This window comes from Piscinibacter sp. HJYY11 (genome assembly GCF_016735515.1).
In the GTDB taxonomy this organism is placed as follows: domain Bacteria; phylum Pseudomonadota; class Gammaproteobacteria; order Burkholderiales; family Burkholderiaceae_C; genus Rhizobacter.
On the sequence record NZ_JAERQZ010000001.1, the window covers coordinates 605,643 to 626,464 of the forward strand.

25 protein-coding genes are annotated in these 20,822 nt (G+C 64.4%); 10 read left to right on the top strand and 15 right to left on the bottom strand.

The annotated features are described in order from the left end of the window. The first annotated feature begins 3 nt into the window (after positions 1-3). Entirely contained in the window at positions 4-849 is an 846-nt protein-coding gene (locus JI745_RS02745; RefSeq protein ID WP_201803559.1) for an MTAP family purine nucleoside phosphorylase, read from the top strand. Between the two features lie 32 nt (positions 850-881). On the opposite strand, the gene JI745_RS02750 is transcribed toward JI745_RS02745, so the two are convergent. Beyond that, the gene (locus JI745_RS02750) at positions 882-1,787 is read right to left on the bottom strand and encodes a LysR family transcriptional regulator (protein ID WP_201803560.1); all 906 of its coding nucleotides are present in this window, start codon (positions 1,785-1,787) and stop codon (positions 882-884) included. A 48-nt stretch (positions 1,788-1,835) separates the two neighbouring features. Here JI745_RS02750 and JI745_RS02755 point away from each other — a divergent pair, with 48 nt between their 5' ends. Beyond that, positions 1,836-2,333: an SRPBCC family protein gene (locus tag JI745_RS02755; RefSeq protein WP_201803561.1), complete on the top strand. Its 498-nt coding sequence runs from the start codon at positions 1,836-1,838 to the stop codon at positions 2,331-2,333. 16 nt (positions 2,334-2,349) lie between these two features. Here the strand turns inward: JI745_RS02755 and JI745_RS02760 are convergent, their stop codons facing one another. Next, complete coding sequence (locus JI745_RS02760; protein WP_201803562.1) at positions 2,350-2,595, bottom strand: DUF2892 domain-containing protein; 246 nt, start codon at positions 2,593-2,595, stop codon at positions 2,350-2,352. Between the two features lie 18 nt (positions 2,596-2,613). Beyond that, positions 2,614-3,006: an SRPBCC family protein gene (locus tag JI745_RS02765; protein ID WP_201803563.1), complete on the bottom strand. Its 393-nt coding sequence runs from the start codon at positions 3,004-3,006 to the stop codon at positions 2,614-2,616. Between the two features lie 85 nt (positions 3,007-3,091). Between JI745_RS02765 and JI745_RS02770 the strand changes: the two genes are divergently transcribed. Further along, the gene (locus JI745_RS02770; RefSeq protein ID WP_236674885.1) at positions 3,092-3,445 is read left to right on the top strand and encodes a TfoX/Sxy family DNA transformation protein; all 354 of its coding nucleotides are present in this window, start codon (positions 3,092-3,094) and stop codon (positions 3,443-3,445) included. 66 nt (positions 3,446-3,511) lie between these two features. Here the strand turns inward: JI745_RS02770 and JI745_RS02775 are convergent, their stop codons facing one another. Together JI745_RS02775 and JI745_RS02780 are read right to left on the bottom strand one after the other, a co-directional pair. After that, positions 3,512-3,838: a helix-turn-helix domain-containing protein gene (locus tag JI745_RS02775; RefSeq protein WP_236674886.1), complete on the bottom strand. Its 327-nt coding sequence runs from the start codon at positions 3,836-3,838 to the stop codon at positions 3,512-3,514. A 63-nt stretch (positions 3,839-3,901) separates the two neighbouring features. Beyond that, entirely contained in the window at positions 3,902-4,243 is a 342-nt protein-coding gene (locus tag JI745_RS02780; RefSeq protein WP_201803566.1) for a helix-turn-helix domain-containing protein, read from the bottom strand. Between the two features lie 46 nt (positions 4,244-4,289). Here JI745_RS02780 and JI745_RS02785 point away from each other — a divergent pair, with 46 nt between their 5' ends. Then, positions 4,290-5,258 carry a hypothetical protein gene (locus tag JI745_RS02785; protein ID WP_201803568.1) on the top strand — a complete coding sequence of 323 codons (969 nt, stop codon included), beginning with the start codon at positions 4,290-4,292 and terminating at the stop codon, positions 5,256-5,258. 527 nt (positions 5,259-5,785) lie between these two features. Here the strand turns inward: JI745_RS02785 and JI745_RS02790 are convergent. The 3 genes from JI745_RS02790 to JI745_RS02800 are packed head-to-tail and all read right to left on the bottom strand — an operon-like array spanning position 5,786 to position 7,711. Then, a complete protein-coding gene (locus tag JI745_RS02790) occupies positions 5,786-6,256 on the bottom strand; it encodes a DUF6527 family protein (protein WP_201803570.1) in 471 nt (156 codons plus the stop codon). Next, positions 6,253-7,434 (bottom strand): ThiF family adenylyltransferase, encoded by a 1,182-nt coding sequence (locus tag JI745_RS02795; RefSeq protein WP_201803572.1) that lies wholly within the window; start codon positions 7,432-7,434, stop codon positions 6,253-6,255. Before JI745_RS02795 ends, JI745_RS02790 begins: the two co-directional genes overlap by 4 nt. Further along, entirely contained in the window at positions 7,409-7,711 is a 303-nt protein-coding gene (locus JI745_RS02800) for a multiubiquitin domain-containing protein (protein ID WP_201803574.1), read from the bottom strand. The genes JI745_RS02795 and JI745_RS02800 overlap by 26 nt, the downstream gene beginning before the upstream one ends. Before the next feature lie 77 nt (positions 7,712-7,788). On the opposite strand from JI745_RS02800, the gene JI745_RS02805 reads away from it, so the two are divergent. The 4 genes from JI745_RS02805 (at position 7,789) to JI745_RS02820 (ending at position 12,960) form a co-directional block, all read left to right on the top strand. Then, on the top strand, positions 7,789-8,457 hold the full coding sequence (locus JI745_RS02805; protein WP_201803575.1) for a hypothetical protein: 669 nt from the start codon (positions 7,789-7,791) through the stop codon (positions 8,455-8,457). Then, entirely contained in the window at positions 8,454-8,873 is a 420-nt protein-coding gene (locus tag JI745_RS02810; RefSeq protein WP_201803577.1) for a hypothetical protein, read from the top strand. The genes JI745_RS02805 and JI745_RS02810 overlap by 4 nt, the downstream gene beginning before the upstream one ends. Beyond that, the gene (locus JI745_RS02815) at positions 8,870-9,700 is read left to right on the top strand and encodes an ImmA/IrrE family metallo-endopeptidase (protein WP_201803580.1); all 831 of its coding nucleotides are present in this window, start codon (positions 8,870-8,872) and stop codon (positions 9,698-9,700) included. The genes JI745_RS02810 and JI745_RS02815 overlap by 4 nt, the downstream gene beginning before the upstream one ends. A 290-nt stretch (positions 9,701-9,990) precedes the next feature. Further along, complete coding sequence (locus tag JI745_RS02820) at positions 9,991-12,960, top strand: Tn3 family transposase (RefSeq protein WP_201803581.1); 2,970 nt, start codon at positions 9,991-9,993, stop codon at positions 12,958-12,960. Between the two features lie 39 nt (positions 12,961-12,999). Here the strand turns inward: JI745_RS02820 and JI745_RS02825 are convergent, their stop codons facing one another. Together JI745_RS02825 and JI745_RS02830 are read right to left on the bottom strand one after the other, a co-directional pair. Continuing rightward, positions 13,000-13,644: a universal stress protein gene (locus JI745_RS02825; protein ID WP_201803583.1), complete on the bottom strand. Its 645-nt coding sequence runs from the start codon at positions 13,642-13,644 to the stop codon at positions 13,000-13,002. Positions 13,645-13,673: 29 nt separating this feature from the next. After that, complete coding sequence (locus tag JI745_RS02830) at positions 13,674-14,252, bottom strand: hemerythrin domain-containing protein (RefSeq protein WP_201803585.1); 579 nt, start codon at positions 14,250-14,252, stop codon at positions 13,674-13,676. 111 nt (positions 14,253-14,363) lie between these two features. Here JI745_RS02830 and JI745_RS02835 point away from each other — a divergent pair, with 111 nt between their 5' ends. Then, positions 14,364-16,067, top strand: coding sequence for an AarF/ABC1/UbiB kinase family protein (locus JI745_RS02835; protein WP_201803586.1), 1,704 nt, complete (start codon positions 14,364-14,366; stop codon positions 16,065-16,067). A gap of 30 nt (positions 16,068-16,097) precedes the next feature. On the opposite strand, the gene JI745_RS02840 is transcribed toward JI745_RS02835, so the two are convergent. The 4 genes from JI745_RS02840 to JI745_RS02855 all read right to left on the bottom strand — a co-directional run bounded on the left by JI745_RS02840 (position 16,098) and on the right by JI745_RS02855 (position 18,328). Further along, the gene (locus tag JI745_RS02840) at positions 16,098-16,532 is read right to left on the bottom strand and encodes a universal stress protein (protein WP_201803588.1); all 435 of its coding nucleotides are present in this window, start codon (positions 16,530-16,532) and stop codon (positions 16,098-16,100) included. A gap of 88 nt (positions 16,533-16,620) precedes the next feature. Further along, on the bottom strand, positions 16,621-17,607 hold the full coding sequence (locus JI745_RS02845; RefSeq protein WP_201812309.1) for a zinc-dependent alcohol dehydrogenase family protein: 987 nt from the start codon (positions 17,605-17,607) through the stop codon (positions 16,621-16,623). A 20-nt stretch (positions 17,608-17,627) separates the two neighbouring features. Continuing rightward, on the bottom strand, positions 17,628-18,047 hold the full coding sequence (locus JI745_RS02850; RefSeq protein WP_201803589.1) for an Hsp20/alpha crystallin family protein: 420 nt from the start codon (positions 18,045-18,047) through the stop codon (positions 17,628-17,630). 95 nt (positions 18,048-18,142) lie between these two features. Next, entirely contained in the window at positions 18,143-18,328 is a 186-nt protein-coding gene (locus tag JI745_RS02855) for a hypothetical protein (protein WP_201803590.1), read from the bottom strand. On the opposite strand from JI745_RS02855, the gene JI745_RS02860 reads away from it, so the two are divergent. Continuing rightward, positions 18,327-19,661: a phenylacetate--CoA ligase family protein gene (locus JI745_RS02860; protein WP_201803591.1), complete on the top strand. Its 1,335-nt coding sequence runs from the start codon at positions 18,327-18,329 to the stop codon at positions 19,659-19,661. The two genes, JI745_RS02855 and JI745_RS02860, sit on opposite strands and share 2 nt — an antisense overlap. 79 nt (positions 19,662-19,740) lie before the next feature. On the opposite strand, the gene JI745_RS02865 is transcribed toward JI745_RS02860, so the two are convergent. Then, positions 19,741-20,793: a MerR family transcriptional regulator gene (locus JI745_RS02865; protein ID WP_201803592.1), complete on the bottom strand. Its 1,053-nt coding sequence runs from the start codon at positions 20,791-20,793 to the stop codon at positions 19,741-19,743. Positions 20,794-20,822: the final 29 nt, after the last annotated feature.

A 20,822-nucleotide genomic window follows, 5' to 3' on the forward strand; every position in this document is an offset into this window, starting at 1 on the left:
GACATGCTGGCCATCATCGGAGGCACCGGCCTCTACGACTTGCAGGGGCTCGACATCGACGAGCGCCTTGGCGGCGACACACCGTTCGGCACGCCGTCCGGCGAGATCCTCAAAGGACGCCTGCACGGCCGAAGCCTGTTGTTCCTTGCGCGCCACGGTGCTGGCCACCGACTGCTGCCGCACGAGGTGAACTACCGCGCCAACATCTTCGCGCTCAAGCGTGCTGGCGCGACGCAACTGCTCGGCTTCTCCGCCGTGGGCAGTCTCGCCCTCGACGTGGCGCCAGGAACGCTCGCGATGCCGGAGCAGTACATCGATTGGACGCGCGGCCAGCGCGACCGTACGTTCTTCGGTGGCGGCGTGGCGGCCCACGTCTCCACGGCGCGGCCCGTCAGTCCCGCACTTGTGACCGCCGTGCAGGCGGCGGGAGGGCGTGCCGGCGTGGCCGTGAAACGCGGCCTGACCTACGCCTGCGTCGAAGGGCCTCGGCTGGGCACCCAGGCCGAGAGCCACCTGCTGCGGCAGGTCGGTTGCCACCTCGTGGGCATGACCAACGTGCCCGAGGTCTTCCTCGCACGCGAGGCGCAGATGGCTTACGCCACGGTTGGACTGGTCACCGACTACGACTGCTGGCTCGAAGACCCGGCGCTACACGTGAGCGTGGGCGCCATCTTCGAGCGCTATGGCCAGACACTTGCGCTCGCCCGGCAGGTGCTGGATGCGTTGCTGCTGGCCGACCCGCCACAGCCTGAGGCAGAAAGCCGTGAAGCCCTGCGATCGGCATTGCTCACGCCCGATGCAGCCATGTCGCCGGACCAGCAGGAGTGGCTTCGGGTGCTGCGCGCGTGAGTGCGGTGGTCGTGGACCGTCCGAGGCACCCATCACAACGCCGTCTTGAACACTTGCTCCAGCGAGTCCAGAAATGCGGACATTCGCGGGAGCCGTGCGGTGCCGGACGGCATCAGTGCGTACACGTCGAGTGGCTCAAATCGATACTCGGGAAGTACGTGAACGAGCGTGCCGCGTGCGACTGCGTCCAACAGTTCGCGCTGCGGGCGTATGCCGATCCCGATGCCGGCGTATGTCGCATCGGACAAGGCACGGGAGTCGTCAGACTCGAAGTTGCCCCGTACAGCGACCCGATGAAGGGTTCCGCTTGCGTCGGTGAGGGTCCAGTGGTCTTGCGCAACATCGCTCGCGATACGGAGGCACCGATGAGCGCGCAGGTCGTCTGGCGATCGAGGCATTTCTCGCCCGGCGGCAAAGTAGGAAGGAGCAGCCGCCAGAAGCCAGGAAGCACGGGCAAGGTGCCTTGCAACGAGCCGGCTGTCTTGCGGGGGACCCACATGAAGCGCAATGTCCAGGCCACCCCCGATCGGGTCTGCCGCTCGATTCGTGATCAGCACTTGCAAGCGAAGATCGGGGTGCTCGTCCAAGAGCTGACCGATCCCGCCGAGCACCGCCACGCTGCAGGCTCCACCCGAGAGACCCACGCGGATCAATCCTTTCAAAGCGCCACCGGTGCCGCGAACTTCCTCCTCTGCGGCGTCGAGAACCGCCAGCACCTGGCGAGCCCGTTCGTACAGCAGCCTCCCTTCGTCAGTCACGGAGGCCGCCCGGGTCGAGCGCCGGAGAAGCTTGACTCCGAGATTCATCTCCAGGCGCATGACTCGCCGGCTTACGGCGTTGACCGTGACTTGGAGCGCACGAGCAGCAGCAGACAAGCTTCCGCATTCAACAACCTGGACGAAAGTCTTCAGATCTTCTAAGTTGTCGAAGACTCCCATTGCCCCGCTCCTTTTGTAATCACTTCCCCGGCTTCTGCCGCAAAGATCATGATCGACTTGCACGCCTCCGCCTGTATCAATGCCGATGCCTCACGCATATGGAAACAATTGACGGCCCTGGATGAGATTCCATTGTGGTCGCACGCTGTGCTCACTGCGGCTTGTCCGCCCGGTCACTCAGAAGGTGTCGGCGCAATCCGCCACTGCACCCTGAGAGGCGGTATTCGACTTGAAGAACACTGGGTGGGATGGGACTCTGTCGGACGCTGGTTCCAGTACGAGGCCAAAGGTCTGCCAATGGTCGCGCATGCTTCCAACCGCTGGCAGGTGGAATCGGTGGATTCTGAGACGTCGTTGCTGCGCACTCATGCCCAGGTTCGGCTGAAAGGCGGTGTATTTGTCGAGCGAATGCTGGGTGGCGTTTTGCGACGACGTTCCGACGAGATGGCAAGTCGCGCGCTGGCGGCATTCAAGTACCTGGTCGAAACGGGCGTTCCCTACCGGGGACGCCCGTCAGACCTTCAGCCTGCGCCGGCGACGTGTTGACTTGTCCGCGGTTGCATCAGCTTCTGGGCTTGCCCGATATCGGACAGGTCGAAAAGCCGAGCAGATAGTAGATGCTGCAGGAGCCGGTGAGCGACGTCACCAGCAGCATCGCAGAGATGATTCCCAGTACCCATGCAGCCGCCCCCTGCAGTTGGCCCGTGTAGACGAACGAGGCGACGGCAACACTCGGGAGCGCCCTGGCAAAGCGATCGAGAGTCCCGACGTTCCGGGTGGTCATCATCCTGCTTACAAGATTGGTCATGTTGTGGTCCTCGATGCGTTACTGGGCACCGACCCGTGCGGTCAGCTGTTCGAACAATTGGTCGAAGAGCGGCGCAAGAGACTCTTTGAGCGCATCCGGCTTCAGGTCTGTCGTCCACTCCAGACGGCATCCGTTCGCCTCCGGCACCACGCGCATTGAGGCAGCGTGGTACTCCAATGGAAACGGTGAGTCGGTGATCGAGTAGGCCAGACGCATCAACTCAGCGTCGACAGAAATGATCCGCTCGGTGAGCTGACCGCCGTCCGCGAAGGTGCAAAGGCGCTTGTCACCATCGAGTCGGCACTCGACCACTGAAGGCAGAATGTCGTGAACTTTGCCAACATCGGCTATGCGTCCCCACACCTTGCGCGGGTCCGCATTGATTTGTGCGGTCTTGTGTACGGTGGTCATCGTGAGCTCCTTCCCGGAAAGTTGTGCCGCAGCGGCATGCTCACAATGTCGTCGCTGATATCGCAAGTGGGTAGCCTAGGAGCCGTTGATTGAGTTTCACCGCCACGGTGAAATGCCGAGACGAACCGGTGGTGTCACGTCGCATGTTCAGATTCATTTCATACGGCTGAATGAGATGCCTGCGGACAGATTGCCTGGATTCGGACCCAAGAGCACGCTGGCCTTGCGCAAGATCGGAATTGAGTCACTGGCTCAGCTTCGTGAGCGCGATGCATATGAGGTCTATGCGCTTCTGAAACGGCAAATTCCCGGAACGAGCCTTAACTTTCTGTATGGGCTGCTTGCTGCTCAGGAGGGAGTCGATTGGCGGGAAATAGCTCGAAGTCGCCGTACTGAGATTTTGCTGAGGCTGGACGACATCGGCTTGGCACCAAAGTGATTCCCTCGGACCTACACCGACGAAGAGCCACTGTCGGCGGCGGAACCGCCCACACCTCCAGCCCATTTAGTTACGACGGGAAGCGCCCTTGCCACTGCCGAATCGGCTTCTTGCTAACGCATGCTCGACCTGGCGCACCAAGGCGTGGCCTTCAATTTCTAGCGCGGCGGCCATCTTGAGGATGACGAACAGAGTCGGCTGGCTTTCGCCTCGTTCGATGCTGCCGCAATACGAACGCCCGACGTTGGCCATGTCTGCCAGAGTCTCCTGAGAAAGGCCTGCAGTCAAGCGCAGCTTGCGGATCACGTCGCCCACGACGAAAGCGACGTCCGCGTCGAAGCTACCCGCGCCACGCGGCCTGCCAGTCTTCGGTTTTCCGACACGTGTGGACATCCGCCGGAGAGTCCGGCATTAGCCCCGATTGATCCACGCTATATAAAGGTGGAGATCAGACGTCTATCGCCTGCGCCGGCGCTCCGAGGATGCGAGCTCCACCAGCGGCTTGGCGAGGGGCTCGGCAAACGGAAACCGGAGGACTGAGGCCAACACGGCCGAATCGCCGAGCCGCCGGTCGAGCTCGTTCATAAAGGTCGGGAAGTCGACCCCAAGCGCTGCCAGCCACTGACGCAACTGCAGAACATCCAGACGGCGTTCTCCCGATTCGACTCTGCTCACGGTCGCCTGATGCCGGCCGAGGAGATGCGCCAGATCCGACTGGCGCAGCTGCACGGACTCCCGACTGTCGCGTAGCAGCGCCAGAAAGATCTCGTTGTGTCGGCTGTAGAGGGACTTGGGCATCAGGATGTTCCGCCGCCAGCCTATCCGTAGGCCGTCCATATGCCGAATGGGCATCTGGGACGCTAGAGACGACACTCTCTCCAGCCTATATATCGCAGGAGTTTTGATGTTCGTGGCGCATGAGAGTTACGAGGATCCTCTGATGTCGGCGCTGGCCGGACAAGGCGAGCATTGCTTCCGCGCCTTGCACCTGTCGATCCGGGTGCCGTGGTTCATCGTGACGTGCCTGGTCTCGGGTGACGACATCGACATGCAGCGCTCCGTCTGCTGCGCCTGGGATGTGGACCTGCGCGAACTGCTGAAGGTCGAGAAGACGCGGCGGCCGGTGAGCCTGCAGCAGATGAACCCTTCTCACGAGGGCGATGGCCGATGGGAAGCGCTGCAGATCGAGCGCGTCTGGAAAGTCCAACATCCCGACGGGCACAGCGTGCTGGTGTTCCAGGACTTCGAAGGTACCGAGTTCACCAACACACTCGATGGGGACGCCGAAGACCGCCAGGGTGACCGCACGCTGGTCTTCGAGGCACACCCGCCGAAGCCGCGCGGCAAGAGGAAGTTCGCCAGGCCTGCGCCCAAGACCCAAGTGCCGGTGTTCTCGGGCGAGGCGGATCCGTTCTCACCAGTCAGCGCCTGGGATCTGGCGGTGCAACTCGGAACGTCGGTGGAGGACGTGCGGCGGCGGGCGGCCCAAGGGCAGCTCTTCACCGCCGGGCCCGTGGTGGGTGGTGAACCCCGCTATCCGCGCTACCAGGCGTTGCCGGTGCTCGCCGGAGGCAAGCTCGAGGCCCTGTTGGCCGTGCTCGCGCAGACCGATGGGCACCCACAGCTGTTCTTTGCGGGGGAATGCCCGGAACTGGGGCTCCTGTCGCCGGTCGAAGTGCTGCTCGGCGCCGCGGTCAAGCAGCGCGGGTTTGAGCCGGAAGCCAAGGTCATCCTGTCGTCCGACCCGACGAAGCGCTTCGAGCACGTGATGGAGGCCGCCCAGGCCTACGTGGCCGCCACGTCGGGCTGGTAGTCCATGCGCCGACAACGCATGTTCGTTCTGCGAACTTCGCACGAACCCGATGAGCGGGAGCTGCGACGCGCCCGCCTGAGGATCAGGGGCGCCGGCGGCACCATCCTCCGCTGCATCGCAGGCACCTTCCTTGTGGAAGGCCCTCCGAATCTGGGTGAGGCGCTTGCCAAGGTGCTGCCGGCTTGGCGCTACACGGTGAACTTCAGTTCGACTCGCTTGCCGGAGCACAGCTTGCGACCCTGGATGCGACGCTGATGGGCTGGGCAGTGACGCGGGTCGCGGGAGTTCTTCATCACTGTGATGTGAACCTGCCCCCGTCCAAAGGCTGGCGCACCGGTGAGCCAGCTGACTGCAAAGACGCGGGGTGCGGGGGACTACCCGTTCGACTCAAGCGGGCACCGAACGCGTCACTTGAGCGTGAGTCGTGCCAACACGGGCGCCTTGCCCGCGAGCACCACGCTCGCCATGGCCTTCCGCGGTATTGGCCCAGGTGGCTCGTTCAGCTGGCCATCTGTTGCTAGACACGGCTATCGGTCGTGCCACCAAGCCGTCAGGCGAGACCAAAGGCCGCGGCGCGGTACTTCTGCCCCGCTTTCCTCAGGTTGTAGTGCCCGCATTTTGGGATCGCTCGACGCGAGCCGATCACCAAAGTGTGCCGCTTTCAATAGACGATCACGAGCCCGTCCAGCATCAATTAATTGCTGTGGCATATCGCCGCACCAATTGACTCGGTTGCGCTCGATCACGTAGTGGGCGCGGCAAGGAAAGCTCCAGTTTCCAACGGACGGCCAGAGGGAGATCGATTCGCCGTTGAACGTCAGCTGCCAATCCGTGGGAGACAGCGGCGTCACCACTTCTCGGCCGCAGCCGCAAAGGCAGCGGTGCGCCGCCGTTGCATACGTGGTCGAAACGTACAAAACGCCTTCTTGCAGCTTGTCAGGGATGAACTCGACAAACTCATGCGACACCATTCGCCTGCCAGTTGCTCGCTTGGTCATGGCACGTCGTCCCCGGTGAGCAGGTTGCAATTGGTGCTGTACGTGCTGTCGTGCTCGTGCTCGAGATCCTGATAGAAGCCACAGAATTTTTTCCACCTGATCACCGCGTAGGCAGCGGTCAAGGCGTTCAGGTCGGCGATCTGAATGTTGCGTTCGTAGTCACCGTCCTCGTCCGGTACCGCGAATGAAATACGGCGGGCGACATGATCTTGCTTTGCCGGTGTGCTGGTGGTCACGCGGCAGATGGCCCACAGTTCCAGGCTGTCCTCGAGCATCTGCACACCCAAGCCAGTGTCGATGAATGGCGTATTGGCGGCGTGAAGGGCATCGATGATGAGCTTCTTGGCCGGCCCGGTATCCATGCACAGAAACACAAAGTCGAAGCCCTGCAGCTGCGAGACATTGTCTTCACCGATGTACTCGCGGTGCGCGTGAATTCCACGGCGCATCTGGGCGTAGTTCGCGCGGTGATAAGCCACCTTGCTGGGACGGTCCCGCAACTCCTCGATCGACGCGGCTCCGGGTGCTCGGAAAGCGTTGTGCTGCAGGAAGAGGTCACCGTCATAGAGATGGATCTCTTGAACCGGTGTTTTTGCCAACAGATCAAGTAGGAACGAGCCTGTCCCACCCAGCCCGACGATGGCCACGCGCCGCATGGCAAGTTTGGCGGTGATCGCGCCGATCCCGGCTCGGGTGGAAGCGGTGTCCACGTAGTTGAAGACACCGTCGTCGGCCGCGGCCTCGATGACCTTGTAGGTGCGAGGCGTTACGTCAGTGCGAAGTGACATCGCCGGCGCACTGATGATCTCGATGTAGCGCGTCATCTTCTCGTAGTAGTCCGCGTAGCCTTGTGGCGGCTTGTTGGAGAACGAATGCTGCGCAACCAGGTCGGCGGCCAGTGCCATGGTGTGGCTCTGGTGCTTGATCTGCAGGATTTCGCTGCCGTCGCGATTGCAGGGGTGCTCGCCGACGAACATCACGATGTGGCTGCCGGGACGACTCGTCACGTCACCCGCAAGGGTGAGTTCCGAAACCGCGCAGCCCAGGGCGATTTCGCCCCGCGCGTTGACATAGGGCACCGAGTGCACCAGCAGATGCCCTGACCGAACATCTACCTCGTACCCATCGTTCTGCAGGCGCAGCAGATCAGGACTACGACTTATCAGTGCGCGCGACATTGAAGATCATCCCTTCTTTGACCTTGACGGTTTCACCTTCCACCAGCGTGCCTTCCGGCTTGTCGCCGTGGCCGCGCTTGAAAGTGATCGTGTAGATCGTCACCTCGTTGAACACCGCGTCATCGAATGCCAGGCGCACCACGTCCTGGAAGCTCAGCTCCTTGGCCGAGGTTTCCTTCTGGCGCCCGTTGACGATGATCTTGGTGGGCTTGGCAGGCGGATCGCCCTTTCCGTCGTGTCCGGGTTCGTCCCGGTCGGGAGTTGCAGCGTGCTGCATGGATAATTTCCTTTACAGGTTCGCGTGCCTCCGGAAGTGGTGCCCGCTTACCAGGTAGGACTCCTGAGGCGCGCTCCGTGGATGCCGCCCAAAAAATATTTCCCGCCAGCGTCCACAGGGGGACGGCGGGGAGTCCAAGCGTGGGAGAGCAAAAAATGACTTCGCCACCACCACCTGACGACTGCCTGAGCCCGGCCGAGGTCGACGCCGTGCTGCGGGCGCTGTCGCCGGCAGATTGGGAGCGGGCTCTTCGCCTGGCCCGGTTCCGCGCCAGCGGCTTGACCGACTGGACACCTGAATCCTTGCTTGCTGAGGCGCTGGCCAAGCTGCTTGCTGGCGAGCGGGTCTGGAAACGCGGCGTATCAGCGCTCCAGACGCTCAAGAACGTCCTGCACAGCCTGGCCAGCAATGACCGGAAGAAGCAAAAAGGTGCCCCGATCGATCGGTTTGCGACCGTCGACGTTGGTGCAGGCGAGGAGGACGGGGAAGACCGCGTTCCCGGCGTTGCTGCTGTAGACGATCGTTCTCCCGAGCGCATCATGGACGGCCGAAGCCAGCTGGCAGCCATTGAGAAGCTGGTAGCAGACGATGAGGACGCTCAGATGGTCCTCCTGGCCTGGTCAGAAGGAATTCGAGGCAAGGCGGCGGCCGACGACCTGGGCTTCGACCCAAAGCGCTACGACGCGGCAAGGCAGCGTCTCATGCGCAAGTTGGAGCCCATCGCGAATCTGAGGAAGAACAAATGACTGCCACGCCCAAGCCCGATCCGATGGATGTTCTGATGGACACCTATCTCGCCGAACTCACAGAGATGAGCGACGAGGCCGTGCTCGATGGCAAGGATCCAGACTCGGTGCTGGCTGCCGGCGTGCAGCTACTGGACGGTGCACGTGCGGAAGCCGGTCGCCGTCGGTTGGCGGCAGCACGTCAGAAACTGCAAGCCAAGACCGAAACGCCGAGTGGTGCCCAACTCGAATCCCATATCTCAGCGTTCGATGCTCGAGCTGCGCTGCGGCAGGCGGCTGCCACCAACGACGGTCGCTACACCCTGGCTGCTCGCCAGCTGGATGAGATGGCGGATGAAGACGTGATCCGTGCCTACAGGCAGCTTCGGCGACTTGAATCAGAAGGCGACCCCGGCACCCCAGGTGCGGTTGAATGACGCCGGGTCAGCGCGCCGAATCGCGCATTGCCAGTCTGGGAATCATCGATCCGCGCGATCTCGACGTGGACCTCATCGCCATGGACGCCAACATGGAGGTGGTCTACGAACCGCTGAAGGGCTGCGAGGCAACGCTCATCGGTGTCGGCAATCGCGCAGTCGCTACCGTACGCCGCTCGTCGGTGCGTGGCCGAGAGCGGTTCTCTGTCGGCCACGAGCTGGGGCATTGGGACATGCATCGCGGCCGATCCTTTCGATGCCGCCTCGACGAGCCCGACCAAAACTGGGCGTCTGACGTCCACCTGGAGAAGGAGGCGGACATTTACGCCTCACACCTCTTGATGCCGTCTACGATGTTCAACCCGCGCGTCCAAGCGCTGGGTAGGCCGGGCTTTAGGGAAATCGAAGATCTGGCGGACGTCTTTGCTACCAGTGTGCTCGCCACCTGTATGCGGCTCGCCGACATCAACAAGCTGCCAGTGATTCTTGCGTGCTACAACGCGCAAGGAATTCGCCGGTGGCACAAGCCCGCGGCAGACATTCCACGTCGTTGGTGGCTTCGCAAGCAGATCGATGACGACAGTTTCGCCTTTGATCTCCTGCGCAACGGCAAGGCTCATCCGAGCGTTGGAAAGCAGCCTGCCGAAGTCTGGTTCGAGAACCTAGACGCAGACAGGTACGAGATGTCCGAGTGCTGCATTGCCGGCCGCGACGGCGAAGTGGTGGTTCTGCTCTACCTTGGATCCTCCATGCTGGACGCAGGGTTCGATCCTGACGTTGGCCATCGCACCTACAACGAGCACGGCTCCCGGTTCACCCCCCGGTAGTTTCAACGGCATTGGGTTGGCGCCACGCCAACGCCACGCCGGTAGACCCGCTGCAGAGCAATTTCAGTAGACATCATCGATCCCAAGTGTCCAACCACCTTTGGACACTTCCTCCTAAGTGGGAGAGCGACGCGTGCAGTCATCCTTCTTGCCTTAGCTAGCTGCAAGCTTGCAGCTAGCTGATAGCTATCTGGTAGCCATCGGGTACCACACGGCTACCCAGAAGCCTGCACGTAGGCGAACGGGCTCATATCCGCTACGCTGAGCGGTTTTGTCAGCCTTCGTCGAGCATGAGTTCTGTTGAAGAAACTGCCTACCCTCGCTTGCGCGAGGAGGTCTCCGCGGAAGAGTTGGAGCAGCTGTACACCCCAACCGCGAAAGAGCGACGCTTCGTGTCCGATGCGTACCGACGGGCGGCGCCGCAAGCGATGCTCATGCTGCAGATCAAGCTCGTGCAGCGGCTCGGTTACTCGGTCACCATGGGCGAAGTACCCATGCCCATCATCGTGCACGTGTGCCGCAAGCTAAGGGTTGCTCGACCCACGCGCGAGCAGCTTGATCGCTATGACGAATCAGGCGAGAAGGGGCGGCACTTCCGGCAGGTGCTGGAATTTCTGAACTTGCGGCAATTGGATGCACCGGCGGAAGCCTGGCTTGCCGAGAGAGCGCTTGACGCTGCCCGGACCAAGCAGGAGCTGCCTGACATCATCAACGTCCTGCTGGAAGAACTGGTCAGCAAGGGCTACGTGCTGCCCGGCTTCACCTTCCTGGACAAGCTGGCCCGATCTTCTCGAGAAGCGGTGAACAGTGCCATCTACGAGCGCGTATTCCTTGCCCTGAAACCCGAGCTGCGCGGCCGCCTCGATAGCCTGCTGGTGTCCGACGGTGGCAAAACGGATTGGGATCGGCTGAAGAAGGAGCCCGGACGTCCCACCACGCGGGAAGTGGCCAGCTTTCTGCAGCACATCCACTGGCTGGCAGAGCTGGCCGACGGGCTGCCCAGCCTGTCTGACATTGCCGCCACCAAGCTCTCGCAGCTCACGCTGGAGGCGCGAGCCTTGGACGCACCCGACATGCGTGGCACACAGATCCGCAAGCGCTACACGCTGGCTGTCCTTCTCATTCAGTCGCAGCTGCGCAAGTCGACCGATGACGTCGCCGAGATGTTCATCAAGACGGTTCGCAAGCTCGACTCTGACGCCAACAAGCGGCTGCAGGCCTATCACCTAGATCAAGTGAAGCAGGTCGACCGCTTGGTCGGGCAACTGCGCGACATGCTGTCGGCGTATCAGACGGAGGACGAGAAGATCGACCGGCTGGCTGCCATCCAGGCCAGCCTCAAGGACCTGCCGCAGCGACTCATCGAGGAATGCGATGAATACATGGCCTTCGCCGGCAACAACTACTTCCCGTTCATGCTGCCGCTGTACCGGACGAAGCGGGCCTTGCTCTTTGATTGCCTGGAGGTGATGCAGCCGCAGCCGACCTACAAGGATGGTGCTTTCGCGCTGTCGGTGACCTGGCTGCTCGCGCATCGCAACAGCCACAAGGAGTACCTCAGCAGCACCCTGGGTGACGCGGAGTTGGATCTCCGCTGGTTGCCGGAGAAGTGGCGCAAGCTGGTGGTGAGCAAAGACGAAGCAGGGCAACCCCGCGTGCACCGCAAGTTCCTTGAACTCAGCATCTTCGAGCGGGTGCAGGAGGAACTGCAGTCGGGCGACCTCTTTATCTCGGACAGTGACCAGTACGACGACTACCGCGAACACTTCGTCGACGATGAGACGCTCGAGCGGGAGTTGCCGGCCTATGCTGCGATGCTCGATATCCCGATCGATGGAGCAAGTTTCGTATCGGAACTCAAGTCGACTTTCGAAGGGCTGACGGAGGAGATCGACGAGGCCTTCCCCAAGAACAACTCTGTGGCCTGGGGACCGAATGGCCTGACCATTCGGAAGCCGGCGACCGACACACCGCCAGACGGGCTGGACGCTCTCGACTACGAGATCAATGAGCGGCTGGGCTTCCACAGTGTTCTCGACGTTCTGGTACAGACCGAGAAATGGCTCGACCTGCACAAGCTCTTTGGCCCGTTGTCGGGATACGAGTCGAAGATCGATGACCCGCGTGCGCGATGCGTCGCGACCTTGTTCTGCTATGGATTCAATATGGGCGCGAGCCAAACGGCGAGAAGCCTCAAGGGCTTCAGCCGCAAGCAGATCGCCTGGCTCAATCTGCACAACATTACCGAAGAGCGGCTGGACAAGGCGATCGTGAAGACGGTCAACGCCTACAACCGGTTTGGGCTTCCCAAGTACTGGGGCACTGGCAAGACCGCTTCTGCAGACGGCACCAAGTGGACGATGTACGAACAGAACCTGCTATCGGAGTACCACATCCGGTACGGTGGCTACGGCGGCATCGGCTACTACCATGTGTCTGACACCTACATCGCACTCTTCAGCCACTTCATTCCCTGTGGCGTCTATGAAGCGGTCTACATCCTCGACGGGTTGATCCGCAACGAGTCGGACATCAAGCCAGACACGTTGCATGGCGACACCCAGGCACAGAACACGCCAGTGTTTGGCTTGGCGCACTTGCTGGGCATCGACCTGATGCCTCGGATTCGCAACATCAAGGACCTGATCTTCTACCGGCCCAACCGCGAGGGCCGGTATCAGAACATTCAGCCACTCTTTGCAGGGCAATCGGTGGACTGGGAATTGATCGAGCGGCACTACGAGGACATGCTGCGCGTGGCCGTGTCGATCAAGGCCGGCAAGATCACGCCGTCAACGCTACTGCGGCGCCTGGGCAGTGCGAGCCGCAAGAACAAGCTGTACTTCGCCTTCAGAGAACTTGGGCGTGCCCGGCGCACCATGTTCCTGCTGCGCTACATCAGCGATCCACAGCTGCGCAAAACCATCAATGCCGCCACCAACAAGAGCGAGGAGTTCAACAACTTCGCGCAGTGGACATTCTTCGGCAATCAGGGAGTGATCGCCGAGAACGTGCGGCATGAGCAGCGCAAGGTGGTCAAGTACAACCACCTGGTCTCCAACATGCTGATCCTGAACAACGTGCACCGGATGTCAGGCGTGCTGGCGGAGCTGAAGAAGGAGGGGAGGCATCAGATCGATGAGAAAACGCTGGGAGCGTTGTCGCCGTACCGGAACATCCACCTGAACCGCTATGGCGACTACACGATGGATCTGCGGATGCCTGTCGAGCCAATGAACGTTAAGGTGAAGATCCTCTGACGAAACAGGGCAGGGACTTTGGTGCCGTTTTTATCAATGCTAATAGGCACTTAGCTGCTCATTTGGCGAAAAAATCCTGAATCCCGGCCAACCCTCCAGCAGGCCCTTTTCCTGCCAGGCCACGAGGTCCACCCGCCGTGCCTTGCGCAGCAGCGGCAGCGCATCGGCGATGGCACGGTCGGCCTCGCGGCTGCCGTCCCAGGCCACGAGGACGTTCTGGTAGGGCGCATCGAACGAACCCGCATAGGGCAGCAGCAAGGTCGGCCGCGCGCTGAAGAGCACGAGGCGCTCGACGACCACTTTGCGCGCCGCGTAGCCCGGCGCCTGCGGATCGGGCTGGCTCAGCACGAGGAGGTCGTGGCTGTGCGTCTGCTGCAGCAACCCGCCCGCCACGTCGCACTCCATCACGACCGACTGGCAGGCGTTGAACCTTGCGGCCTCGCAGGCCTTCTCGAAGGCCTGGGCCGCGGACCGTGCCCGCTCGCCGAGCTCGACGCGCGCGAGCTGCGCAAACTCGGCCATCGACGCGGCCGCGCCCACGGTGTTGGGCAGCTCCAGCAGGCCGGTGGGCGCGAAACCCGTGAGCTGCGCGTCAAAGCTCCTGGCCAGCGCAATGGCGGTCTGGATACGACGCTCGCACAAGGGGTCGTCATCCACGAGAACGAGCAGGCTGCGGTAGGTCATGGCGAATCTCCAGGCAGGGTTGTGGACGGTCAGGCGCCGAGCCCGATGGGTGCGGGCACGAGGTTGACGATCCGGGTGAACAAGGCGGCGTAGTCGATGGGCGGCGGGGCGCCGGTGAGAGGGTCCTCGTTCGCCAGGAACGCTGCGTCGAGCTGAGCCCAGTCGTCTGGGGTCAGCACCTTCTCGGCCAGCGGCAGGATCTCCCGCTCCTCGAGGCTCATGTGCGACAGGTAGAAGTCGACGTAGCCCGCGACAGCCTTCTCGAAGGCTTCGCGGCGCGGCTCGCCGAGCATCTCGAAGCCGGTCAGCGCGTGTTCGAGCTCGCGGATCTTGCGCTCGCCGCACGCGTGGTCGCCGTCGAGGTGGTCGAGCAGGGGGCGTGCGAGCGGCGTGCGTGCGCGCAACTTGGGAAACAGCAGCTCCGACTCCATGCGGTGGTGCCGCTTCTCCGGAAACTCCTCCAAGTAGAAGAGCATCGCGCGCAGGGCGGTGAAGTCGGGCAGGGTCGAGCCCTTGCGGTGCTGCGCCAGCAGGAGCAGCAGCGAGCGCAGCATGGCCGACAAGGCGGCATGCTCGGAACGGATGATCTTGAGGGCAGCGTGGGTCATCGTGGTGGTCTCCGAGGTGCTTCCGGATACCCGCAGGTTCACATGCCGGACCGTCCGCCGACTTGCGCGGGATCAATCCAACCGACGCAGCCGCACATCAGACTGCCCCGCATGAACACGAGGGCATCCCGGCACGCACCCGGCGCCACGCGCGAGCTCGGTCGCCTGCAGGAGATCGTGGCGGTGCTGGTGCGCCATGGCCTGGGCGACGCGGTGCGGCGCATGGGCTGGGCCGACCTGCTGGAGAAGGCCGGCCGGCTGGTGCACTGGAACAGCGCCGCGGAGCTCGCGCGCCTGCCGCCGCCGCTGCAGGTGCGCCGCGCGCTCGAGGAGCTGGGGCCGACCTTCGTCAAGCTCGGGCAGATCCTCGCCGGACGCGCAGACCTCCTCGGCCCGGAATGGATCACCGAGTTCGAGAAGCTGCACAGCCGCGTGCCGGCGGTTCCCTTCGAGGAGCTGCATGCCCAGCTGGTCGAAGACCTGGGAGGCGAGCCGTCGCAGGTCTTTGCCTGGTTCGACGAACAGCCGCTGGCGGCTGCCTCGATCGCGCAGGTGCACCGTGCGCGCCTGCACGACGGCAGCGAGGTGGTGGTGAAGATCCGCCGGCCCGGCATCCGCCCGGTGATCGAAGCCGACCTGCGCCTGCTGGAGCGGCTGGCCGGCATCGCCGCGAACCGCTGGCCGGACCTGCGGCCCTACGGGCCGGTGGCGCTCGTGCAGGAGTTCGGCCGCTCGCTGCGCCGAGAGCTCGACCTCGCGCATGAATGCCGGCAAGCCGAGCGCATCGCCGCCAACTTCAGCGGCCAGGCTGAGATCGTGATCCCGAAGGTCTACTGGGAGTGGACGCACGAGCGGGTCAACGTGCAGCAGTTCATCGACGGGCTGCCCGGCAGTGCGCTCGAGCGCGCCGAAAGCGAAGGCCTCGACCGCAAGCTGCTGGCCCAACGCGGCGCGAAGGCGGTGTTGAAGATGGTGGTGGAAGACGGCCTCTTCCACGCCGATCCTCACCCCGGCAACGTGTTCTACCTGCCGGGCAACCGCATCGCCTTCATCGACTTCGGGATGGTGGGGCGGCTGTCCATGCAGCGCCGCGACGAGCTGCTCAAGCTGATGCTCGGCCTGGTGCAGCGCGACCCGTCGGCGGTGGCCGATGTGCTGCTGGAGTGGGCCGATGGCTCGGCCGAGGAAGAGATGCTGCTGAACGCCGACATCGAGGCCTTCGTCGACACCTACCACGGCGTGCCGCTGGCGCAGCTGAGCCTGGCTGCCATGCTGGCCGACGTGACCGCCATCCTGCGCCGCCACAAGCTGAGCCTGCCGTCGGACCTGGCGCTGCTCATCAAGGCTTTCATCTCGACCGAGGGCATGGGCCGTGGTCTCGACCCCGATTTCCACATGGCCGCCGAGGCCCTGCCGCTGCTCAGGCGTGCGCTGCGGGCGCGCTACCACCCGAAGGCGGTGATGCGGCGTGGCTGGCAGGCGCTGAGCCGCATGGCCGGGCTGCTGGGTGCGGTGCCGGACGACCTGGCACGGCTGCTGCGCCACGTGCGCCATGGTGGCGTGCAGGTCCACATCGACGTGCACCACCTGGACCGCGTGGGCGATCAACTCGACCGTGCCGCCAGCCGCCTCACCGTGGGTCTGGTCGTGGCCGCGCTCATCGTCGGTTCGTCGATCGTGATGACGGTGCGCGGCGGCCCGATGCTGCTCGGGCTGCCGGCCTTCGGCCTGCTGGGATTCGTCGGCGCTTGCGCGGGGGCGGTGTGGCTGCTGCGCTCGATCTGGCGCAGCGGACACCACGAGCCGAGGGAGTGACCAGCCCCGCTGGGGGCAGGGCAGCCGATCTCAAGCGCGCGGCGGCGGGATGACCACCACCGGCACCGGCGCGCTCGCCAGCACGCGTGACACCACCGACCCCAGTGCAAGCTGCCCGATGGCACCGTGGCCCCGCGAGCCCATGACGATCATGTCGGCGTGCCACTGCGTCGCCTGCTCGACGATCACGTTCGCGGCCGGGCCCTCGTTGTGGAAATACTCCGCCCTGATGCCGTGACGCTCGAGGAAGATCCGCACCGGGCGGAACACGTCATTCGCCTCCGAGATGCGGCGCATGGCGGCCTGGTTGTCATCGAGCAGCAGGCGCAGGCCGTTGGGCAGCGGCGTCTGCGCGTGCACCACTGCGTAGCGCTGTTCGCGGGACAACCACTCCTGGTGGGCACCGAGCCAGGCCAGCATGTGGCGGCTGAACGGGCTGTCGTCGACTGCGAGCAGGATGTTCATGGGACGGTCCTCTGTGTAAGCCATGGAGCCTTGAAGGTAGGTCGCGTTTCGACGCAGGAGCTTGACGCGGCGCAAACCTCGGCGCTGTTCATGGCACCAGCACGGCGGCGCCCTCGAAGGTGCCGGCACGCAGCCCGTTCAGGGCCTCGTTGGCCCGCTCGAGCGCAAACGGCGTCGTGTGGACTTTCAACGGGTGCTCGTGCACGAACGCGAAGAACGAGCGGGCATCGTCGCGCGTGAGGTTGGCCACCGAGCGCACTTCGCGTTCGCCCCAGAGCAGCGCATAGGGAAACGCCGGGATGTCGCTCATGTGGATGCCGGCGCAAACGACTCGCCCGCCGCGCCGCAGGTGCGAGAGGGCGAGCGGCACGAGCGCGCCATCGGGGGCGAAGAGGATTGCCGCGTCGAGCGGCTGCGGCGGTGGCGTGTCGGTGCCCCCCGCCCAATCGGCGCCGAGCGTGCGCGCGAAGGCCTGGCGCGCCACATCGGCGGGGCGCGTGAACGCAAAGACATGCCGGCCCTGCGCCTTCGCCGCCTGAGCGATCAGGTGGGCGGAAGCACCGAAGCCGTAGAGCCCGACGACACGGGCCTCATCGCCGGCGGCCTGCAGTGCCCGCCAGCCGATGAGCCCGGCACACAGCAGGGGCGCCGTGTCGACCGGGTCGAGCGAGTGCGGCAGCGCGACGCAGAAGTCGGCATGGGCCACGACGTGCGACGCGTAGCCGCCGTCGCGCCCGTGGCCGGTGAACACCGCACGGGAACACAGGTTCTCGCGGCCGCGGCGGCAGTCGTCGCACTCTCCGCAGGCCCAGCCGAGCCAGGGGATGCCGACACGATCTCCGACGAGCCAGCCACGCACGCCGTCGCCCAGGCCCTCGACCGTGCCGACGACCTCGTGGCCCGGGACCACGCAGCCGCAGGGCGGGGCCAGGTCGCCGTCGGCGATGTGCAGGTCGGTGCGGCAGACCCCGCAGGCCAGCACCCTGACGAGCAATTCGCCCGGGCCCGGCCGGGGCAGAGCACGCAACTCCAGTTCGAGCGGCCGCCCCGCGCCACGAAAGACCATGGCACGCATGGCGCTGCCCGACGGGGCGGTCATTTGATGGCGATGGTCCGGCTGCTGGAGCCTTCGCGCTTGGGCAGGGTCAGCGTGAGCACGCCGTTGTCGAGCTTTGCAGAAACGTCCTTCTCGTCGACCTCGTGCTCCAGCGTGAAGCTGCGCGAGACCATGCCGGTGCAGGTTTCGGTCAGCAGCACCCGCTTGCCTTGTTTTTCTTCCTTCTCGCGCTTCACCTCGGCGCTGATGGAGACGAAGTTGCGGTTGACGGTGACGCGGATGTCGTCCTTGCGAACGCCCGGCACCTCGGCGCGCACTTCGTACTGCTTGTCGGTTTCGCTGACGTCGATGGGAATGTCGTTCGGCAGGTCGTCGGCCAGCCGCGAGGGGCGCGGGAAGCCGCGGAAGAAGTCCGGGAAGAAGTCGTTCAGTCGTTCGAAGCGTGTCAGTGCGTTCATCTTTCTCTCCTGTGTCGATGTGGCGCCGCGCGGCCTCGGAATGCCTGCGGCTTGGTGATCTTTTGGCAGACGGTGGAGGAGGGCATTGCGTTGCATCAAGGGTTGATCTGCATCACATGCGGCCCTTTGATCTGACGCATGCTGTCGATGTTCGGAAGGAGATGACCATGAAACGCGGCGTACTGCTGGAATCGCTTGCTGCGCGGCTGCCGGGCCTGAGCGCCTAGCGTCGGACGAACGATGAACCCATGGTTGTGGAGCGCCGTGGCCGGTGAGACCATGGCCGCGTCTCTCGGTGGGCCGCACGCGCTGGCGGCACTGCAATCGCGCCGGCTCCAGGCGCTGCTTCGTCATGCCAAGGCGAAATCTCCGCTGTTTCGCCGCCTGCTGGACGGCATCGACCCTGCCGAGGCCAGGCTGCAGGACCTGCCGGTCACCCGCAAACGCGAGCTGATGGCAAGGTTCGACGAGTGGGTCACCGACCCGGCCTTGCACCTCGATGCGGTGCGCCGCTTCATGCGCGACAGCGATCGCATCGGTACGCCAGGACCGGGTGGCTACATGGTCTGGCAGAGCTCCGGCAGTTCGGGCGAGGCGGGTGTCTTCGTCCAGGACGATGCCGCGATGGCGGTCTACGACGCGCTCGAATCGCAGCGCCGGCCCTGGAGTTCGCGTCGCTTCACCGACCCGTGGTTCGTCGGTGAGCGCATCGCGTATGTCGGTGCGACGAACGGGCACTTCGCCGGCATCGCGTCGATCCGGCGCCTGCGACGGCTGAACCCGGTGTTCGCCGGCAGGCTTCACGAAGTGTCGTTCCTGCAACCCATGGCGCAGCTCGTCTCGCAGCTGAATGCCTTGGAGCCGACCATCGTCTCCACCTACCCCAGCTCGGCGGTGCTGCTGGCGCAGGAGCACCTCGCGGGCCGCTTGCGGATCCGCCCAAGCGAGATCTGGACCGGCGGGGAATCGATGTCGCCGACCATGCGGCGCCATGTCGAGCAGGCTTTCGGCTGCGAGGTCGTCGACAGCTATGGGGCGTCGGAATTCCTGGCGCTCGCATCGCCGTGTCGTTGCGGCTGCCTGCACCTCAACAGCGACTGGGCGATTCTGGAATCAGTCGATCGAGACGCCCAGCCCGTGCCGCAAGGCCAGCTTGGCGCCACCGCGCTGCTCACCAACCTGGCCAATCGCCTGCAGCCGCTGATCCGCTACGACCTGGGCGACCGCATCCGCGTGCATGCCGAAGGCTGCGACTGCGGTTCACCGTTTCCCCTGATCGACGTGCTCGGGCGCCATGACGACACCTTGCGGCTCGTGACGCAGGGGCGCGAGGTCAGCGTGCTGCCGCTGGCGCTGTGCACCGTGCTCGAGGAGGAAGGCGGTCTGGTGCACTTCCAGGTCGTCCAACGGGGCCCGGCCGAGCTTGAGATCGTGGTCGAAGACAGGGCCAAGGTGTCGCGTGAGCTGGCAGGCCGGGCTGCACGCTCGCTCAAACGGTATCTAGAGAGCGTGGGCGCCCGCGGCGTACGGTTTGCTTGGACTGAGGGGCCGCCTGTCCGACATGGCCCGGGCGGCAAGGTGCAGCGCGTGGTGGCGCTCCGTGCGCTGGCCTGAGCGTGCTAAGGCGACCATGCGCCGTCGTCACTTTACATAATATACATTGTGGTGCACTTACGGCGGTTGCCTCGGCCGCTCATCCAGACGATCCAGGCAGCAACAAGCCTTCATGCAGCGCCAGCTGTTCCAATGCCGCCTCGAACAGCGCTCGCGATTGCGCAGCGACTTGCTTTACGTACGCGTGAAGTTGCGCATCGGCCACGCTGCGGTGCTCGCACTCCGCGCTGTAGGCCTCGAAGTGCGACAGCTGCACCAACAGTTCGGACACATGGCGCGGGCATTCACAGGCCACCGTCGTCGACAGGCTCGCAAAGTCAGCGAGCGCCGCGTCGTCCCAACGGCGTGGCGGCACCGGCTGCGTCTGCATCGTGCGCCGCTCCGTCAGCGGCTGGGCCCGATCGGGCCTCTGCGCCAGGCCGTTGAGCCACTGTGCCAGCACGGCGTCGGGCTGCGGACCGCGCAGCAGCGTCGCGCCAGCATTCGCCAGCGCCTCGCAGACGGCGTCGGCTGCAAAGCCGTAGAGCACCAGCTTCGGCACGCCGGCAAGTGAAGGCGCCGCCGCGTCAAGCGCGGCGAGCCAATCGTCGTGAAGCCGAGGCTCGTGCAACAACACGGCATCGACGTCCGAACTTGTGAGCGCCGCGGCGGCCTGTGCCGCCGTGTCGTACGGGCCCAGCAAGGAGACGGGCCGCCCGAGGCGCCGCAACAGACCCGGCCGCCGCAGCCGAAGCCCAAGCGCGGGCCCGATCACCGCCAGCCGCCAGGCCCGGGCGGGAGGCCCTGCGGACGCCTCGCCGGTGTTGCGACCTTGCGTGGTGGCCAAGGTCTGCGCGTGTGTGGACGCGACACGTTGCAGCTGCGCCATGTCGAGCGCCGCCAAGCTGCCGATGGCGTGGCCCACCTCGGTCAGCTGCTTGATCAATGCGAGGCGCCGCACATCGTCGCCCGAGTAGAGCCGCTGGCCCGACGGAGACAACTGCGGCTGCGTGAGCGAGTAGCGGCGCTCCCACACACGCAGCGTCGCCACCGGCATCCGCAGCATCCGGGCGACGGCACCGCTGCGGTGAAGCGTCCCCTGCCCCGCACTGGCCCCCTGCCCGCCCGTGGCGGATGACTTGGTTCGTCCCATCCAGCACCTCATGAAGCGTTATTGACCCG

Excerpts from the sequence above, each read along its gene's own strand:
- JI745_RS02745 (WP_201803559.1), top strand. The coding sequence starts at position 4 with ATGCTGGCCATCATCGGAGGCACCGGCCTCTACGACTTGCAGGGGCTC.
- JI745_RS02750 (WP_201803560.1), bottom strand. The coding sequence starts at position 1,787 with ATGGGAGTCTTCGACAACTTAGAAGATCTGAAGACTTTCGTCCAGGTT.
- JI745_RS02755 (WP_201803561.1), top strand. The coding sequence starts at position 1,836 with ATGATCGACTTGCACGCCTCCGCCTGTATCAATGCCGATGCCTCACGC.
- JI745_RS02760 (WP_201803562.1), bottom strand. The coding sequence starts at position 2,595 with ATGACCAATCTTGTAAGCAGGATGATGACCACCCGGAACGTCGGGACT.
- JI745_RS02765 (WP_201803563.1), bottom strand. The coding sequence starts at position 3,006 with ATGACCACCGTACACAAGACCGCACAAATCAATGCGGACCCGCGCAAG.
- JI745_RS02775 (WP_236674886.1), bottom strand. The coding sequence starts at position 3,838 with ATGTCCACACGTGTCGGAAAACCGAAGACTGGCAGGCCGCGTGGCGCG.
- JI745_RS02780 (WP_201803566.1), bottom strand. The coding sequence starts at position 4,243 with ATGCCCAAGTCCCTCTACAGCCGACACAACGAGATCTTTCTGGCGCTG.
- JI745_RS02785 (WP_201803568.1), top strand. The coding sequence starts at position 4,290 with ATGGGCATCTGGGACGCTAGAGACGACACTCTCTCCAGCCTATATATC.
- JI745_RS02790 (WP_201803570.1), bottom strand. The coding sequence starts at position 6,256 with ATGACCAAGCGAGCAACTGGCAGGCGAATGGTGTCGCATGAGTTTGTC.
- JI745_RS02795 (WP_201803572.1), bottom strand. The coding sequence starts at position 7,434 with ATGTCGCGCGCACTGATAAGTCGTAGTCCTGATCTGCTGCGCCTGCAG.
- JI745_RS02800 (WP_201803574.1), bottom strand. The coding sequence starts at position 7,711 with ATGCAGCACGCTGCAACTCCCGACCGGGACGAACCCGGACACGACGGA.
- JI745_RS02810 (WP_201803577.1), top strand. The coding sequence starts at position 8,454 with ATGACTGCCACGCCCAAGCCCGATCCGATGGATGTTCTGATGGACACC.
- JI745_RS02815 (WP_201803580.1), top strand. The coding sequence starts at position 8,870 with ATGACGCCGGGTCAGCGCGCCGAATCGCGCATTGCCAGTCTGGGAATC.
- JI745_RS02820 (WP_201803581.1), top strand. The coding sequence starts at position 9,991 with ATGAGTTCTGTTGAAGAAACTGCCTACCCTCGCTTGCGCGAGGAGGTC.
- JI745_RS02825 (WP_201803583.1), bottom strand. The coding sequence starts at position 13,644 with ATGACCTACCGCAGCCTGCTCGTTCTCGTGGATGACGACCCCTTGTGC.
- JI745_RS02830 (WP_201803585.1), bottom strand. The coding sequence starts at position 14,252 with ATGACCCACGCTGCCCTCAAGATCATCCGTTCCGAGCATGCCGCCTTG.
- JI745_RS02835 (WP_201803586.1), top strand. The coding sequence starts at position 14,364 with ATGAACACGAGGGCATCCCGGCACGCACCCGGCGCCACGCGCGAGCTC.
- JI745_RS02840 (WP_201803588.1), bottom strand. The coding sequence starts at position 16,532 with ATGAACATCCTGCTCGCAGTCGACGACAGCCCGTTCAGCCGCCACATG.
- JI745_RS02845 (WP_201812309.1), bottom strand. The coding sequence starts at position 17,607 with ATGCGTGCCATGGTCTTTCGTGGCGCGGGGCGGCCGCTCGAACTGGAG.
- JI745_RS02850 (WP_201803589.1), bottom strand. The coding sequence starts at position 18,047 with ATGAACGCACTGACACGCTTCGAACGACTGAACGACTTCTTCCCGGAC.
- JI745_RS02860 (WP_201803591.1), top strand. The coding sequence starts at position 18,327 with ATGGCCGCGTCTCTCGGTGGGCCGCACGCGCTGGCGGCACTGCAATCG.
- JI745_RS02855 (WP_201803590.1), bottom strand. The coding sequence starts at position 18,328 with ATGGTCTCACCGGCCACGGCGCTCCACAACCATGGGTTCATCGTTCGT.
- JI745_RS02865 (WP_201803592.1), bottom strand. The coding sequence starts at position 20,793 with ATGGGACGAACCAAGTCATCCGCCACGGGCGGGCAGGGGGCCAGTGCG.